Raw genomic sequence first — 16954 nt, forward strand, 5'->3', positions numbered from 1 at the left:
GGCGGGGGGGGGGGGCGCGGGGGCGCGGGCGGCGGGGCGGGGCCGCGGGCCCCCCCCCCCCCCCCCCCCGCGACCGGGGGGTCAGCGGACCATGGCCGCCAGGACGCTGCGCCAGTCCTCGCCGGGCTCGGGGGCGAGCGGGCCGGCCAGGGTGTCCGCCCGGTAGTGCCAGGGGCGGCGGAGTTCCCCGTCGGCGTCGGGGGTGGCGACGATCGGGCTGTCGGAGCCGAGCAGGCGGACCAGTTCGGCGGTGAAGTCCGCCCAGGAGAGGTGCCCGCTCACCGCGTTGACGACCCGGCCGGCGGCGGGGTGGTCCGGGGCGAGGCAGGCACCGAGGGCGCGGGCCAGGGCGGCGGAGTGCACCCAGGAGGCTCCGTGCCACTCCTCGGCGTCCGGCAGGCCGATCGACCGGCCGGCCAGCGCGGCCTGGTAGAGGGGGCCGGTGGCGCCCCAGCGGAGCTGGTCGCGCAGGCGGTGGTGCGGGCCCCAGACGATCGGGGAGCGGACGGCCACGGCCTGGCCCCGGCCGGCCGCGGCGGCCTCGAAGAGGATCCGCTCGCAGTCCAGCTTGGCCTGCCCGTACGGGGTGACGGGTGCGCTGCTGGGGGCGCCCTCGGCGACCTCTGTGCCGGCCGGGCGGCCGTACGCGTCGATGCTGCTGACGAAGACGAACGGGCCGCCCCGCCAGCCGTCGACCAGGGCGCGCATGGCGGCGAGGTCGGTGGCGTGGTCGGTGAAGGTGCAGGCGGAGTGGATGACGGCGTCGACGCCGTCGACGGCCCGGCGCAGGCTGTCGAGGTCGCCGAGGTCGCCCTCCGCCACCTCGGCGCCGTTCAGCGCGGGCAGGTGCGCGGACTCCGGCCGGACCAGGACCCGGACCGGCCGGCCCTGGGCCATCAGCTCCTGGAGCACGGCCGCGCCGACCCCGCCGGTGGCGCCGGTGAGCAGGACGGTGCCGGTGCGGGCGCCGGTGGTCCGCGAGCGGGCACCGGCCTGGGCGAGGGCCGCGCGGCGCTCGTCCGTGCGGGTGGCGAGCAGGGCGGCGAGGGCGCGCGGGGTGCGCTGCTCCAGGATGTCGAGGCCGGTGAGCGGCAGCCCGGTGCGGGTGCGCAGGCGTTCGGCGAGCTGGACGGCGACCAGGGAGTGGCCGCCGAGCGCGAAGAAGTCGCCGTCGGCGGGCGGGGTCGTGCCGAGGAGTTCGCCGAAGGCCTGCCGTACGACGTCCAGCGGGCCTGCCTCCAACGGGCCCTCCGCCGCCGCGGTGGCGCCGGGCAAAGCGGTGGCGCCGGGCAAAGCGGTGGCGCCGGGCAGCACGGTGGCGCCGGGCAGCCGGTCGCGGTCGGGGGTGCCGTCGGCGTGGCGGGGCAGCCGGTCCACGAGGGTGACCGCGAGCGGCAGTTCGGCGGCCGGCAGGCGCCCGCGCAGGGCGGCCCGCAGGGCGCTGCCGCTCGGCGCGACCGGCCCGCGGACCACCGCGTAGGCGAGCGGCGGGCCGTCCGGGTTCTCGACCACGGCCGCCTCGACCACCGCCGGATCGGCCGACAGGGCTTCCACGACCGGGTGTTCGGCGGCCGTCAACCGCTCTCCGGGCAGTTCGGACAGCCGCCGTTCCGGGTCGGCGGCCACGGCGGTGAGCAGTTCGGCGAAGGCGCCGACCAGCCGGGCGGCGGTGCCCGGGTCCAGCGCGTCCCGGTCGTGCTGCAGCAGGCAGCGCGGCTCCGGGCCGTCCTCCAGCAGCAGGGTGAGGCCGAACTTGGCCAGCCCCAGGTCGAGTTCCACGTTCTCGGTGTGGAGGCCCGGCAGCGCCAGCGGGTCGACGGTCTGGACGAGGTCGCAGCTGACCGAGAGCAGTGGGGTGCCGTCCGCGCCGCGCGCGGCCGCGCCGAGCCGCTCGACCACCAGGTCGAGGGGCACCTCGTGGTGCTGCTGGGCGTCGAGCAGGGCGGTGCGGACCAGAGCGAGCAGCTCGGTGAACGACGGGTCCCCGGACGGATTCGCGCGCACGGCGAGGGTGTTGACCGCGAGCCCGACGGTCCGGCGGAACTCGGGCCGCGCCCCGTGGCCACTGGCGCAGCCGAGGACGAGGTCGTCCTGCCCGGAGGCGATGCCCAGCGCGGCGAACGCGGCGGCCAGCACGACGGTGTACAGCGTGGCGCCGTGCCGCGCGCCGACGAGGCGCAGCTGTTCCACCACGGCGGACTCCAGCGGGGCGGCGTGCAGCGCGGCGCGGCGCTCCCGGGCGCCGGGCGGGACGGGCCGCAGCAGGGGCAGCGGCCGGGCGCCGGCCAGCCCGGCCGCGAGGACGCCGGCGGTGGCCGTCAGCTCGGCGTCGCGGGCGCGTTCCTGGCGGGCGTAGTCGGCGTACGAGGGGGCCGGCGGCGGGAGCCGGTTCGGCTCGCCGTCGCGCGCGGCGCGGTACAGCTCGGCGAGGTCCGCGGCGAGGAGGCGCAACGTGCCGCCGTCCACCGCGATGTGATGGATGGTCAGCAGCAGCGTGTGGTCGTCGGGGCCGTGCCGCAGGAGCAGGGCCCGCAGCACCGGGCCGGTGGCGAGGTCGAACGGCCGGGCGGCCTCGGCGGCGAGCTGCTCCGGGCCGGTGGCGTCCAGGACCGGCAGCGGCACCGGGACGACCGGGTCGATCTGCTGGTACGGCTCGTCGCCCCGGCGCGGGTAGCGGGTGCGCAGGACGGCGTGCCGCTCGGTCAGGCCGGTGATCGCGGTGGCGAGGGCCGCCCGGTCGAGCGGGCCGCGCAGCCGGGTGGCGACCGGCACGTTGTAGAGGGCGCCGCCCTGGCCGAGGTGGTCCATCAGCCACATCCGCTGCTGGGCGTGCGAGAGCGGGGCGGGGCCGGTCTGCGGTGCGGAGGCGACGGAGGCGGCGGAACCGGCGGGGGTGGCGGCGCGCCGGTTGCGGGCGCGGCGCAGCAGGTCGCTCTGGTCGACGGTGGTCATCGGTCGGCTCCGGGGGTGTCGTCGGCGGCCCGCAGGGCGCGCTCCAGCAGCTCGGCCTGGGCGGCGACGGTCGGGTGGCCGAGGAAGTCGGCGAGCGACAGCTCGACCCCGAGGTCCTCGCGCAGGTCGTCCACCACCCACATGGCGAGCAGCGAGTGCCCGCCCTCGGCGAGGAAGTCGGCGGACGGGTCGGTGATCGGGCGTTCCAGGGCGCGGCTCCACGCCTCGGCGACGACCTGTTCGATCGGGCCGAGTTCGGCGGCGGCGGACGGCTGTGCCCCGTCCGGTTCGTCGGCGGCCAGCGCCCGCCGGTCCACCTTTCCGCTGCCGGTCAGCGGCAGCGCGGCGAGCACCGTCCAGGCGGTGGGCACCAGGTGGGCGGGCAGCCGCTCGGCCAGAGCGGCCCGCAGCGCCTCGACGGCCGGGCGGGAGCCCTCGGCGAGGACCAGGCAGGCGGTGAGCGCGGCGTCGACCTGTCCGGCGCGGCGGACCACGACCGCCGCCTCGGCGACCTCGGGCAGCTGGAGCAGCGCGTGCTCGACCTCGCCGGGTTCGATCCGGAAGCCGCGCACCTTGACCTGGTCGTCGGTGCGCCCGTGGTACTCCAGGGAGCCGTCCGGCCGTTCGGCGACCCGGTCGCCGCTGCGGTAGGCGCGTCCGATGCCGGGCAGTTCGCGGAAGCGCTCGGCGGTCAGCTCCGGCCGGTCGAGGTAGCCGAGGGCCAGCCGGTCTCCGGCGATCCACAGTTCGCCGACGCCGCCCGGCGCCACCGGCGCGAGCCGCTCGTCCAGGACGTACGCCCGGGTGCCGCCGAAGGCCCGGCCGATCGGGACGGATCCGGCGCAGTCGGCCCGGGTGACCCGGTGCAGGGTGGTGAAGGTGGTGGCCTCGGTCGGCCCGTACGCGTTGATCAGTTCGAGCCACGGGAAGGCCTGCAGCACGGCGCCCCCGTACTCGGAGGAGAGTGCCTCGCCGCCGACGACCAGGGTGCGCAGCACGCCGAAGACCCGGGACCGCCGGGCGGCCAGGTGGTGGAAGAGCGCGGTGGTGAGGAAGACGGTGGTGACGCCGAAGCTCTCGACGTCGCGGACCAGGTCCTCGGCGCTGGGCCGCTCGCTCGGGGAGACGGCCACGGCGGCGCCCCGGGCGAGCGGCGCCCACAGTTCGAAGGTGGTGGCGTCGAAGGAGACGGTGGAGTGGAAGAGCACCCGGTCGCGGGGGCCGAGGCCGATCGAGTCCTCGGCGGTGGCCAGGTCGGCGACGGCGCTGTGCGGGACCAGGACGCCCTTGGGGCGGCCGGTGGAGCCGGAGGTGTAGTAGAGCAGCGCGGGCGCGGCCGGGTCGGCGGCATCGGGCGCCGTGCCGTCGGCGGCCTCGGTGCCGCGCTCGGTCAGCACCAGGGTGCGGTCCTCGGGGAGCCCGGCCTCGGCGAGCAGTCCCTTGTCGCCGAGGACGAGCCGGACGTCCGCGTCGGCGATCATTTCGGCGATCCGCGGGCGCGGGTAGGCCGGGTCGAGCGGGACGACCAGTGCGCCGGCCCGCCAGACGGCGAGCTGGGCGACGACGAATCGGGTCGAGCGGGCGCACAGCAGGGCGACGGCGCTGCCGGGGCCGATCCCCCGATCGGCCAGGACGGCGGCCAACCGGCCTGCGGCGTCGACGAGTTCGCGGTAGGTCAGGACGGTGGAGCCGTCGGTCACGGCGAGCGCGTCGGGACGCTGCTCGGCCTGCCGGGCGACCAGGGCGGGCAGGGCTTCGGCGGTCCGGTCGAGCGGAGCCGCGGGGTGCGCGGAGGTCGCTGAGGTCGCGGAGGTCGCGGGGTGCGCGCGGTGCTCGGTGGTGCTGGTGGTCATGGGTGGTTCCCTTCCGGGCGCCCCGGCCGGGTGGGCCGGGGCGCCCCGCTGAGGAGGTTCGGGCGGGGTCAGGCGGTCGCGGCCAGATCGGCCACCCGCTCCTCGACCAGCCGGGCGACGGCCCGCAGGTCGGGCTGGCGCAGCACCAGGGGGGCGCGCAGCCGTACGCCGTACTCGTTCTCCAGGGCCTCCAGCAGTCTTGCCGCGGCGAGCGAATTGCCGCCCGACGCGAGGAAGTTGTCCTCGGGCCCGAGGTCGGCACGGCCGATCAGCCCGCGGCAGAGCTTCAGTACGGTGCGCTCGACCGGGGTGCCGGCCTCGTCCGCCGGGGCCTCCTCGTCCGGGGCCGGCGCGTCGGCCAGCAGGGCCGGGCGGTCCACCTTGCCGTTGGCGTCCAGCGGGAAGCGCTCCACCAGCCGGACAGCGGAGGGCACGGCCTGCTCGGGCAGCCACGGGCGGACGGCGTCGAGCAGCGCCGCGGGGTCGGCGCCGTCCTCGGCCTGGACGAAGGCGAGCAGCCGGACGCCGCCGGTCGGCGCCTGCTCGGCGGCGACCACCGCCCGGCGCACCTTCGGATCGCGCTCGAAGGCGGCCTCGACCTCGGCGGGTTCGATCCGCACACCGCTGACCTTGACCTGGTCGTCGAGGCGGCCGTGGAACTCCAGCACGCCGTCCGGGCGCATGACCACCCGGTCGCCGGTGCGGTAGACCCGGTCCGTGCCGACCACGCCGGCGGGCGCGCCGACGAAACGGCGGGCGGTCAGCTCGGGGTCGAGGTACCCGGCGGCCAGGCCTCGGCCGCCGATCCGCAGCTCGCCGGCCGTGCCGCGCGGCACCGGGCGGCCGTCCTCGTCGGTGACCAGGAGGACGGCGCCGTCGATCGGCAGGCCGATCGGCGGGGCGCCGGCACCGTGGTCGCCGCCGGGGGCCATGGTGTGCACGGTGGTGGTGACGGTGGCCTCGGCGGGGCCGTACGCGTTGTGGACGGTCGCGGTGACGTCGGGCCCGGGGGCGCGGCGCAGCCGGTCGCCGCCGATCACCAGGTGGCGCAGCGGCGACTCGGCGGGCCAGGGCCGGCCGAGGAGGGGCTCGGCCAGCGGGGTGGGCAGGATGGACACGGTGACGCCGGCCTCGCGCCACCAGTCGGTGAGCGCGCCGGTGTCCCAGCGGACCGCCTCGGGGGCGACCACCAGGGCCGCGCCGGAGGTGAGGCCGGCCCACAGCTCCTGCATGTGCGGGTCGAAGGCGACGCCGATCAGCAGGCTGTGCCGCTCCCCGGGGCCGAGGCCGGTCAGTCCGCGGTACCACTGCAGCAGCGCGCCGAGCGCGGGCTCGGTGACGGCGACGGCCTTCGGGGTGCCGGTGGAGCCTGAGGTGAGCACCGCGTAGTGGGTGCCGGCCGGGACGCGCACCTGCTCGCCCGGGTTCAGGGCGGCCACCACGCCGGCGGTGGGCAGGTCCAGCGGCAGCCGCTCGCCGCCGGGCGGCAGCAGGTCCGGCTCGCCGACCAGGCAGGCCGGGCGCAGCTGCTCGGCGACGGCGCGCAGCCGGTGCTCGCCGGGGCGCGGGCCGAGCGGCAGGTGGACGGCGCCGAGCTTGGCGGCGGCCAGGGTGACGGCGACCAGCGAGACCGAGTGGGCGAGGCAGACGCCGAGCAGGTCGCCCGGGCCGACCTTGCCGCGCAGGGCCTCGGCCACGGTGTCGGCGAGGCGGTCGAGTTCGGCGTAGCTGTAGACCTGCTCGCCGTCGATCAGGGCGGGGGCGTCGGGGGTGCGGTGCGCCCAGGTGGTGAAGAGGTCGAGCACCGCGCCGTCCTGGTGCGGACGGCCGTAACCGATGCTCGGGGCGTCGGTGTTCGGGGTCCCGGTGTTCGGAGTCCCGGTGTTCGGAGTCCCGGTGTTCGGAGTCCCGGTGTTCGCGGCGTCGACGCTCGGGGCGTCCGCGTTCGGGACCTTCGTGTCAAGGTGTTCCATCATCATCTCCAGGAGGTCGCGTGCGAAGGTGACGCTTCGTCAGTTCAGGCCCATGGAACGGGCGATGATCACCTTCTGGACCTCCGAGGTCCCCTCGATGATCGTGGTCATCCGGACGTAGCGGTACAGGAACTCCAGCGGGTGCCCGCGCACCCAGCCGGTGGCCCCGTGCACCTGGAGCGAGCGGTCCACCGCGCGTACGGCGGTCTCGGAGGCGGTGAGCTTGGCGAGCGCCGCGTTCTCGGGGGACTCGGTGCCCTCGTCGACCAGCCGGGCGCAGGCGAGGGTGAGCAGCTTGGAGGCCTCGACCTCGGCCCGGGTGGCGACCAGGTGCTCCTGGATGTGCTGGTACTCGCCGATCACCCGGCCGAAGGCCCGCCGGTCCTTGGCGTACTCGACGCCGATCCGCAACGCGTGCTCGGCGATGCCGTTGCACATCGCGGCGACCACCAGACGGCCGCGCGAGAGGCTGTCGATGGCGAGGGCGGTGGCCGCGCCGACGCCCTCCTCTCCGCCGATCACGGCCTCCGGGCCGGCGGTGACCCCGTCCAGCAGCAGCTCGAACAGCGGCTCGCCGGACATGCCCTCGTAGCGCTGGCCGATCCGCAGCCCGGGCTGGTCCATCGGCAGCACGAAGGCGGTGGCGCCGGCCGTGGGGCCGGCCCCGTCGCCGAGGTCGGTGGCGGCGACGACCAGCGCGATCCCGGCGTGCTCGGCGTTGCTGACGAAGGTCTTGCGGCCGTTCAGCACCCAGCCCTCACCGGTGCGCACGGCGGTGGTGGTGAGGTGGAACGCGTCGGAACCGGCGTGCGGCTCGGTGAGGGCGAGGCAGCGGGTCTGCTCGCCGCGCACCAGCGGGACCAGGTGGCGCTCGACCTGCTCGGGGGTGCCGTGCCGCAGCAGCGGGCTGGGCCCGTCGGAGCCGGCCAGCGCGTACGGGGCGAGCACGCAGCCGCTGCGCCCGGCGGCGTGGTGCAGCAGGACGACGGCGGTGAACGGCATGTCGGCGCCGCCGAGCTCCTCGGGGTAGTCGCCCGCGTAGAAGCCGAGGGCGGCGGAGCGCTTGCGGACGTAGGTCCGCAGGTCGGCCGGGACCTGGTCGGCGGTCTCGGGCAGCTCGGCGGCCAGCGGAACGAGTTCGCGGCGCACGAAGCTCTCGAAGGCCTCGACGAGCTCGCGGTGGCCGGCTTCCAGGACGGCGGAGGGCGAAGTCACTTGGCACCACCGGTGGTGAGGGCCTTGGCCTGGTCGGCCAGGACGGCGTGTCGGAACAGGGTGCGCAGCGGCGGCCGGCTGCCGAGGTGCGGCTCCAGGTACGCGGCGAGCTGGGCGGCGAGCAGCGAGTGGCCGCCGACCTCGAAGAAGTGCGAGTCCGCGGCGAAGCGGTCGTGGCCGAGCACCTCGCGCCAGGCGGCGGCGATCAGCTGCTGGCCGGGGTCGGTGAACTCGCTCGGCTCGACCTCCTCCGCCTCCGGGGCCTCGTCCACCAGGCGGGCGAGGGCGGTGCGGTCGGGCTTGCCGCCGGGCAGGGTCGGCATCACGGCGACGGCCGTCCAGCTCGCCGGGACGAGTCCGCCGGGCAGCCGGCGGGCGAGCGCCTCGTGCAGCGCGGCCTGGTCGGGGCGCTCGGCGCCCTCCAGGAAGCCGACCAGGCGCGGGCCGGTCTGCGGGTCGGTGTGCAGCAGCACCGCGCAGGAGCGGCCGCCGAGTTCGGCGGAGGCCGCGGCCTCGATCTCCTCCAGCTCGATCCGGTGGCCGCGCAGCTTGACCTGGTTGTCGGCGCGGCCGAGGAAGCGCAGCCGCCCGTCCAGGTCGCGGTAGCCGCGGTCGCCGGTACGGTAGACGCGGGCGTCGTCGAGCGCGGGGACGGTCGTGAAGCGGGCCGCGGTGGGCTCCGGCAGTCCCAGGTAGCCCTCGGCCAACAGGGGTCCGCCGACGACGAGTTCGCCGACGCAGCCGGGGGCGAGCGGGCGCAGCGTGTCGTCCAGGACGTGGATGCGCACACCGTCGAGTTCGGCGCCGAGCGGGATCTCGCCGTCCTCGGCGACGTCGGCGTCGGTGACCTCGTACACGGTGGAGGTGACGGTGGCCTCGGTGACGCCGTAGGCGTTCAGCACGGTGGTGGCCCCGGTCAGGCCGGCCAGCGCCCGGGCGGGCAGCCGCTCGCCGCCGAGCACCAGCAGGCGGGGCGCCCAGCGGCCGTCGCGCAGCGCCTCGCGCAGGTCCTCGCGGACGGCGAGCAGGTAACTGGTGGGCAGGTTGGCGACCGTGACGCCGCGGGCGGCCAGCACGGCCACCAGCTCGGGCCCGGTGGGCACCTCGCGCTGCGGCACGACGAGGGCGGCGCCGGCCGTGAGGGCGGGCAGCACCTCCTCCAGGGCCACGTCGAAGGACGGCCGGGCGAACAGCAGCACCCGGTCGGCGGAGGTGAGCCGGTAGCGGTCGGCGATCGCGGCGACGTACCCGGCGAGGGCCTCGCGGCCGACCAGGACGGGCTTGGGCACGCCGGTGGAGCCGGAGGTGTGGATCACGTAGGCGGCGCCGTCCAGCACGGCGGCGGGCCCGGCCTTCGGGAAGGCGGGGCCGTCCAGCAGCGCCGGGGTGACGCCCTCGGCGGGCAGTGCCAGCGCGCTCTGCCGGGTGGCGAGGACGAGCGCCGGGCCGAGCCGCTCCAGCAGCAGCCCGAGCCGGGCGGCCGGGTCCTCGGTGGACAGCGGCGCGTACACGGCGCCGTACCGCAGGCAGGCGAGCAGGGCGACCACGCTGTCGGCGCCGCGCGGCAGCACGGTGGCCACCGGCTGGCCGGGGGTGACTCCGGCGGCGCGCAGCCGCTCGACCAACTCGGTGACCCTGCGGTCGAGTTCGCCGTAGCTGATCCGCTCGGTGCCGGCCAGCAGGGCGAGCGAGGTCGGGTCGTGGGCGGCGGCCGGGTCGAGTGCGGCCGGGGTGACCGGGGCGGCCGGTTCGGCCTCGGGCGCGGGGGCCAGCCCGGCGATCGGCGCCTGCGGGCGGTCCAGGTAGCAGCGCAGCAGCTCCAGCAGCCGCTCGGACAGCAGCACCGCCTCGGACTCGCGGAACAGGTCGGCGTCGTAGTCCCAGACCAGGGTCATCCCGGCGGCGCCGTGCTTCTCGCCGACCACCCGGCGGTCGTCGGGCAGCAGCACCAGGTCGAGGTCGAAGCGGGTGGTGCCGGTGTTGAAGCCCTCGTACAGCGAGACCTCCAGCCCGGGCGCCTGGACGTCGGGCAGTGCCGCGTCGTGCGCGCTGAACATCACGTTGAACAGCGGGTTGTCGGCGCCGGTGGTGTGCAGCCCGAGCCGGCGGGTCAGCTCCTGGACCGGCAGGTCCTGGTACGGCAGGGCGCGCAGCAGGACGTCGGTCACCTCGTCCACGGCGTCGGTGCCGGGGACCGCCGGGTCGAGCCGCAGGCGCAGCGGGACGGTGTTGACGAACATGCCGACGGTGCCCTCGAAGCCCTCCGGGCGGTTGCCGACGGCGGTGCCGATCACCACCTCGCGGTGGCCGCTGTGCCGGCGCAGCAGCTCGGCGAACAGGGCGAGCAGGGTGCTGAACGGGGTGTGGCCGTCGGCCTTGCTGCGCTCGCGCAGCCGCTCGGCCAGGTCGGCGCCGATGGACTGGCGCAGCTGGCCGCCGCGGTGGCGCCGTTCGGCACCCGGCCGGGCCAGCCCGGGGAGGGTGACCTCGCGCGGGGCGTCGGTCAGCTCCTTGGTCCAGAAGTCGAGTCCGCGGTCCCGGGGGAGGTCGGCGGCGGCGCGGGCGTGGTCCTCGTAGGAGGGCGCGGTGGGCAGCTCGTACGGCTCGCCGAGGACGGTGGCGCGGTAGACGGTGAACAGGTCGCGCAGCAGGATCGCGAAGGAGTGGCCGTCGTGGACGAGGTGGTGCTCGACGTGGATCAGCCGGTGGTGGTCGTCGCCGAGCCGGACCAGGTGCCAGCGCAGCACCGGCGCCCGCTCGGTGTCCAGCGGCTCCTCGGCCTCGGCGGCGAGCAGCCGGCGGAACGTGGCCTCCGGGTCCTGCTCGGCTGCGAAGTCGCTGTGGCGCAGCTCCGGTTCGCAGACGTCGGCGACCCGCTGGCCGGGAAGCCCCTCCGGCCTGGGCACCAACTCCAGCCGCAGACCGGGGTGGTGGGCCAGCACGGCGGCCAGGCCGGTGTGCAGCGCGTCCCGGTCGAGGGTGCCCCACAGGTCGAGGACGGCGGTGAAGTTGTAGGCGCGGCTGCCCGGCAGCATCTGCTCGTGCAGCCAGACGATCTCCTGCGAGGGAGAGAGTGCGAACATGGTCGATTCCCTTGTGTGGTGGGCTTGTCGGCACTGCGGTGGCCGGACGCGGACGTGGGGTGTTCCCGTGCCGGCCGGCGGCCCAGGGGCGTACCGGGGTGAGGTGCGGCCCTGGGCCCGGGGTCCCGTCCGGCGGCGTGTCGGACGCGCGCGGACGGGCGTGGTGGGTTCGTGGCGGACCCGTCGTGGGTCCGTGGTGGGTCCGTGGTGGGTCCGTCGCGGGAGTTCGGGGCCCGCGGGGTGGGGCGTGCGGACGCGGGCGTACGAGGTGAGCGGGTTCAGGCGGGCGGGCTCGGGTGGGCGACGCGGCCGGCCGGGCGCCTCAGGCCTGCGGGACCGGGACCGGCCGGGCGTGCAGGTGGTGCCGCAGCACGGCGAGCAGTTCGCCGAAGGCGGCCCGGGCGTCGGCCTCGGGGAAGCGGTCGCGGTCCCAGGCCAGCCGGATCAGCAGGTCGTCGCCGTGCGAGGCGGAGACGGCCAGCGGTGCGGCGAGCGGGCGCCCGTCCAGGTGGGTCTCCCGGCCGGGGGTGCCGCCGAGCACCAGCGGTGGGCGGCGGTGCAGGTCCTCCATGGTGAGCAGGCCGTCCAGGGCGCCCGACCACGGGGCCCCGGCGGTGCGGGCGGCGCGGACCACCTCGTCGAAGGGGGTGCCGGCCTGGTCGAGGTCGTCCCACCAGGCGTCCGCGAGGGCGTCCAGGTCCGCGACCGGGCCCGAAGCCGCCGGGTGCACCAGGGTGTTGAGGAAGCAGCCGAGCGCGGCGGGTGCGCCCGCCGGTCGTCCGCCCCACGGGTAGCCGAGGGCGAGCGGCCCTCCCCCGGTCTCCGGCCGGGCCGCCCCGTCCGCCCGGGCCGCCCCGTGCAGCCGGTGCAGGGCCGAGCCGACCGCGTCCAGCAGGGCCGGGAAGACGGCGCCGCGGGCGGCGCCCCCGGCGGTGGGCAGCCGCTCGGTGAGCATGCCGGTGGACGTCGCCGCGCCGCCGCCCGCCCCGGTCAGGCCGCCCAGCCGGCGGCCCCAGTGGGCCTGGGCGGCGGGGCCGCCGGCGGCGTCCTCGGCGGCGAGCTGCAGTTCGACGGCCTGCCGGTAATCGGCCAGCGCCCGGGGGTCGGGCCCGTCCGCCGGTGGCTCGTCCCGCTCGTACGCGGCGCCGAGTTCGGCGGTGAGCAGGCCGAGCGACTGCTCGTCGCAGGCGGCGTGGTCCAGTGCGAGGGCGAGCAGCTCCTCGTCCCCGTCCGGGTCCGCGGCCACCAGCAGGCGCAGCGCGGGTCCGTCGGCGGGCCAGTCCGCCAGGGCCTCGCGCAGCGCCGCGCGGGCGGTGCCGCCGGGGGCGACGGCGATCCGGGCGGCCTCGGCGGAGGGGCCGCCGGTGCGCAGCACGGGTGTGCCGCGCACGGTCGCGAATCCGCCGCACAGCGCCGGGTGGTGGGCGGCCACGGCGGCCGCGGCGCGGGCCAGTCGGCCCAGGTCGAGGGTGCCGCACGGGTAGGCGAAGAACAGCGGGACGACGTCGGTGCGGCTCTGCGGAGCGAGTCGGCGGGTGATCAGGAAGCGCCGCTGGGCGCCGGTCAACGGGAACAGCTCCACCGGGGATTCGGCGGCGGCGGAGCGGTACCGGGCGAGGTAGGCGGCGGTGATGCTGGCGTGCACGGGAACGGTCTCCGGTTTCCGGTCGCGGCTCGGGTCGGGGATCGGTCGAGGGGGGATCGGCCGGTGCCCTGCTCGGGTCCGGGACGTGCGGGGATCAGGTTCGGTCGGCAGAAGGGATCGGGTTCGGTCGGCAGGAGGGGTTCGGGTGCGGAAGGCGCGGGTGGGGCGGCCGGTCAGGACGTGCCGGGGCTCACCGCGCTCTCCTGGTCGGTGGCGTCCGCCTCCGCGTCCGCGTCCTGCCCGGCCGTACGGTCGGGGCCCGGCAGCTCGCGCATCCGCCGCAGCGGGGAGATCAGCAGCGGCAGCGGCACCAGCAGGAAACCGGCGGCGCAGAGCCAGAGCGCGGTGCGCGGCCCGGCCGCCTCGGCGACCACGCCGCCGATCAGGGCGCCGATCGGCAGGGTGCCCCACACCAGGAACCGCATGGTGGCGTTCATCCGGCCGAGCAGCTCCGGCGGGCAGATGCTCTGCCGGAAGCTCACCTGGGCGACGTTGTAGGCCACCGCGCCGAACAGCACCACCCCGGAGCCCAGGCCGAACAGCACCACGCCCGCACCGCCTCCGGACAGCGGCCACAGCAGCGCGAACGGCGCCGTCACCACCGTGGACAGCCAGATCAGCCGGGCCTGTCCGATCCACCGGGCGAGTTGCCCGGCGCACAGCGCGCCGGCCAGTCCGCCGACGGCGGAGACCGACAGCAGCACGCCGATGGCTCCCGGCGACAGGTCGAGCACCCTCACCCAGAACACCGTCTGCACGGCGGTCAGCACGGCGGAGAACAGGTTGGACGTGGCGGTGGCGGTCGCGATCGCCCGCAGCAGCGGGTGGCCGAGCACGAACCGCACGCCCTCCCCGACCTCGGCGCGCAGCGAGCGCCCCGGCTCGGGCTCCGGCCGCGGCTCGTCGACCTTGATCCGGACGAGCAGCAGGGCGGAGGCGAGGTAGCCGCAGGCGTCGGCCACGATGGCGAGCGGCGCCCCGAGCAGCTGGACCAGCCCGCCGCCGAGTCCCGGCCCGGCGATCTGCGCCGAGGAACGGACCGTCTCCAGGGCGCCGTTGCCGCCGACCAGTTGCTCGCGCGGCAGGACGGCGGGCAGGAAGGACTGGTGGGCGACGTCGAAGAAGACCGTCGCCACCCCGGTGACCAGCGCCACCAGGTAGAGCTGCGGCATGGTCAGCACCCCGAGGGCGGCGGCCGGCGGGATCGACCCGACGGCCAGGCAGCGCACCACGTCGGCCCGGATCAGCACCGGAAGCTTGCGCATCCGGTCCAGCCAGGCGCCCGCGGGGAGGCCGACGAGCAGGAAGGCGGCGGTCTCGGCGGCGGTCAGCAGACCGACCTCGAACGGCGTGGCGTCGAGCACCATCACGGCCACCAAAGGAAGGGCGACGAGGGTGACCTGACTGCCCGTCTGGGCCGCCGCGGCTCCGGTCAGCAGGAGCCGGAAGTCGCGGTGGCCGAGCAGACGGGCCTGGCGGGGGCTGGGCTTCTCGTTCATCGGTGCGACTCTCGGTCACCCCTTCGACACGGGGCAAGCACCAGGTCCGTTTCCGGACGGAACGCAGGTCGGCCGAATCCCGCCACTCCCCCGGCCCGCCTTTGCGCGCTCCTTATGGCCGCTTCTCCTGCCCTCACGCCGCCCGCGGCGTCCGTCGGCCTAGGCGGCACCGGCCGACGGGCACTCCGACCGGCTCCGGGCCCGTCCGTCCATTTCCTTGTCCGGTATTCGGACGCTGTCTTTCCAGCCACCGGACGGAGACGCTCAACTTGGCCGGATTCCATGGAGTGCAGTCCGACCGTCATCTCATCGTGATACCGGCGTGACCGTAGCGAGCCGTAGACAAGGTGACCGGACGGTCACGGACCACCCGTGCCCGACCCGGTCCGCCACCCGTCCCGTCCCCGTCCCGCCCCCGTTCCGCCCCCGTTCCGCCGACCGGTTCGCCACCCCCGTTTCGCCGCCCGTTCCACCGACTGCTCCACCGACCGACGGCCGCCCGTCAGCCGTCCGACTCCGCATCCGCCTCTGTCCCCGCCTCCGCCCGACGGGTGATCGCCAGCACCGCCATGTCGTCGTCCCTGGGCCCACCGGTCCACCGCTCGACGTCCGCCACCAGCGCGTCCAGCACCTCGCCGGGCGCGGCGAACGGCCCCAGCGGGGCCAGCCCGAGCACCGGGTCGTAGAACTCCCCCGCCGTGTCCCGGGCCTCGGTGACCCCGTCGGTCACCAGCAGCAGCGTCCACCCGGGCAGGAACGGCCGGCTCTCCGGCGCCGGGCGCGCCACGCCCAGTCCGCCCATCCCCAGCGGCAGCCCCGGATCCGCCGCGTCCAACCGGCGCACCGGGGGCTCGCCCGCGCCCCGCGGGTACGGGTTCAGCAGGTACGGGCCGGGGTGCCCGCAGTCGAGCGTGCGCACGCTCTCCTCCCCCGGCGGGAACTCCACCAGCAGCGCGGTGATGAACCCCTCCAGCCGCAGTTCCTCGCTCATCCGCTCGCTCTCCCGCAGCAGCGAGTCCTCCAGCGCGTCCGCGAGCGCGGCCAGGTCCGGCAGCCGGTGGGAGTCCTCGCGGAAGGCGCCCAGCAGCACCGAGACCGCCCCGACCGCGTGCAGCCCCTTGCCCCGCACGTCGGCGATCAGCCCGCGCACGCCGTACGGGGTGACCTGCAGCGCGTACGCGTCGCCCCCGATCAGCGCCTCGTCCTGGGCGGCCCGGTAGCAGGCCGCGACCGACAGCCGCCCCACCTCCGCGGGGGGCTCCGGCAGCACCGCCCGCTGCGCCGCCTCGGCCACCGACCGCACCCGTGCCAGCCGGCGCCCGTGCCGGGCCACCACCCGGTTCACCCCGATGCCGAGCAGCGCCGCGAACGCCGTGTTCGCCAGCTCCAGGAAGCCGGCCCCGGTCCCGATCGACCCGTCCTGGGTGGACAGCAGCAGGATGCCGAGGACATTGGCCGCCCCCACCGCGACGGTGTCCCGCAGCGCCAGCAGCGCGCCCGCCAGCACGGCGGCCGCCGCCAGCAGCGGATCGCCCCAGTAGTCGGTCGGGTCCAGCGCGTTCCACACCAGCCCGCCGGCGGTCAGCAACCACGGCGCGACCCGCACGTACGGGGGCCACTGCACGGACCTCGGGGCCATCGGCGACCTGGCTTCCGTCTCACCACCATCCGGAAGGACTTCTTCCGATCGTAGTCACGGGCCCCCGGAACCCGCACGACGGCCGCCCGGGCGCTGGCTGGAACTCGGCGCGATCCCCAACCACTGCCACCCGGACGTCCGGTTCGGAGACGCTCCCGAACCTGAGGGCGGCTGGCCTCTCCCGGTGGAGAACCTCCGGCTGGGCCTCGGCGGGCCCGCCCCGCGCGACCCGGAGGACGCGGACGGCACCGGCGGCACCGGCGGCGCGGACGGCACGGGCTCCCGGGCGACGGTGATCCCGGGAGACGGTGATCCCGGACCGCGCCCAGGTCGAGCTGTTGCACGCCACCCTCACCGAGTGGCTGCACACCGACCGCCGGTAGCGTGCCGTTCGCCCGTACGCCTGTACGCCAATCCGCCGCTACGCGGCGTCGGCCGTGAAGCGTCCCGCGCCGGGCCCCGCCAGCAGGCCCTCCGGCACCCGGCGCCCGTACGCGAGGAGCAGCAGGTGCTCCGCCCGCCCGGTCACGGTGAGCGACCCGTCGCCGTACGCCCAGGCGGTGTCCGTCGCCACCAGCCGGACGCCGTCCAGCCGGGCCCCGAAGAACCGCAGGGTGCGGGGTGAGACACCGGCCAGCAGGGCCTTCGTCCGCGCCACCGGCAGCCGGACGGGCAGGCCGAGCGCCACCGTGATGTCGAGGCCGTGGACGACGTCGTGGGCGAGGGCCGCGATCGGGCCGCCGACCGGCGGACGCCAGGGGTGGTCGGCGTGGTCGGCCATGGCGGCGGCGAGATCGCGCTCGGTCATGGCGGCCGCGTCGCGGCGGGCGATCCGGTCGGCCATGCGGTGGACGTTGCCGCCGGAGCGGGCGAGTTCGAGGAGCGTGCGCGCCGTCGAGTGCCGGAAGCCGGTGCTCATGTGCGCGGCCACCTCGCGGATCCGCCACCCACCGCACAACGAGGGCGAGTTCCACTCCTCCGGGGCGAGGTCGGCGAACACCCGGGCGAGCTCCCGGCGCTCGGCCGCGATCTGCTCGCGGATCCAGTGGATCTGCCCGGTGTCCTGGTTCTGCGGCACGGTTTCCATGCGCCCAG

General features: G+C 76.5%; 9 protein-coding genes. All 9 read right to left on the reverse strand.

The genetic code is table 11. The annotated features are described in order from the left end of the window. Nucleotides 1-81: 81 nt before the first annotated feature. Nucleotides 82-2952 (reverse strand): condensation domain-containing protein, encoded by a 2871-nt coding sequence (locus ACGFSC_RS36085; RefSeq protein WP_359900881.1) that lies wholly within the window; start codon nucleotides 2950-2952, stop codon nucleotides 82-84. Beyond that, nucleotides 2949-4805 carry a non-ribosomal peptide synthetase gene (locus ACGFSC_RS36090; protein ID WP_359900878.1) on the reverse strand — a complete coding sequence of 619 codons (1857 nt, stop codon included), beginning with the start codon at nucleotides 4803-4805 and terminating at the stop codon, nucleotides 2949-2951. The genes ACGFSC_RS36085 and ACGFSC_RS36090 overlap by 4 nt, the downstream gene beginning before the upstream one ends. 68 nt (nucleotides 4806-4873) lie before the next feature. Beyond that, the gene (locus ACGFSC_RS36095) at nucleotides 4874-6778 is read right to left on the reverse strand and encodes an amino acid adenylation domain-containing protein (protein WP_359900875.1); all 1905 of its coding nucleotides are present in this window, start codon (nucleotides 6776-6778) and stop codon (nucleotides 4874-4876) included. A 39-nt stretch (nucleotides 6779-6817) separates the two neighbouring features. Beyond that, nucleotides 6818-7993, reverse strand: coding sequence for an acyl-CoA dehydrogenase family protein (locus ACGFSC_RS36100; protein WP_359900872.1), 1176 nt, complete (start codon nucleotides 7991-7993; stop codon nucleotides 6818-6820). After that, entirely contained in the window at nucleotides 7990-11076 is a 3087-nt protein-coding gene (locus ACGFSC_RS36105) for an amino acid adenylation domain-containing protein (protein WP_359900869.1), read from the reverse strand. Before ACGFSC_RS36105 ends, ACGFSC_RS36100 begins: the two co-directional genes overlap by 4 nt. A gap of 322 nt (nucleotides 11077-11398) precedes the next feature. Then, nucleotides 11399-12721, reverse strand: a complete 1323-nt coding sequence (locus ACGFSC_RS36110) for a non-ribosomal peptide synthetase (RefSeq protein WP_359900866.1) — start codon at nucleotides 12719-12721, stop codon at nucleotides 11399-11401. A 173-nt stretch (nucleotides 12722-12894) separates the two neighbouring features. Then, nucleotides 12895-14220: an MFS transporter gene (locus ACGFSC_RS36115; RefSeq protein ID WP_359900864.1), complete on the reverse strand. Its 1326-nt coding sequence runs from the start codon at nucleotides 14218-14220 to the stop codon at nucleotides 12895-12897. A 502-nt stretch (nucleotides 14221-14722) separates the two neighbouring features. Then, complete coding sequence (locus ACGFSC_RS36120) at nucleotides 14723-15859, reverse strand: PP2C family protein-serine/threonine phosphatase (RefSeq protein ID WP_359900861.1); 1137 nt, start codon at nucleotides 15857-15859, stop codon at nucleotides 14723-14725. A gap of 421 nt (nucleotides 15860-16280) precedes the next feature. Continuing rightward, nucleotides 16281-16946, reverse strand: coding sequence for a maleylpyruvate isomerase family mycothiol-dependent enzyme (locus tag ACGFSC_RS36125; protein WP_359900858.1), 666 nt, complete (start codon nucleotides 16944-16946; stop codon nucleotides 16281-16283). Nucleotides 16947-16954 lie beyond the last annotated feature (8 nt).

Source organism: Kitasatospora sp. NPDC048715, from assembly GCF_043198905.1.
GTDB classification, from domain to species: domain Bacteria; phylum Actinomycetota; class Actinomycetes; order Streptomycetales; family Streptomycetaceae; genus Kitasatospora; species Kitasatospora lactacystinica.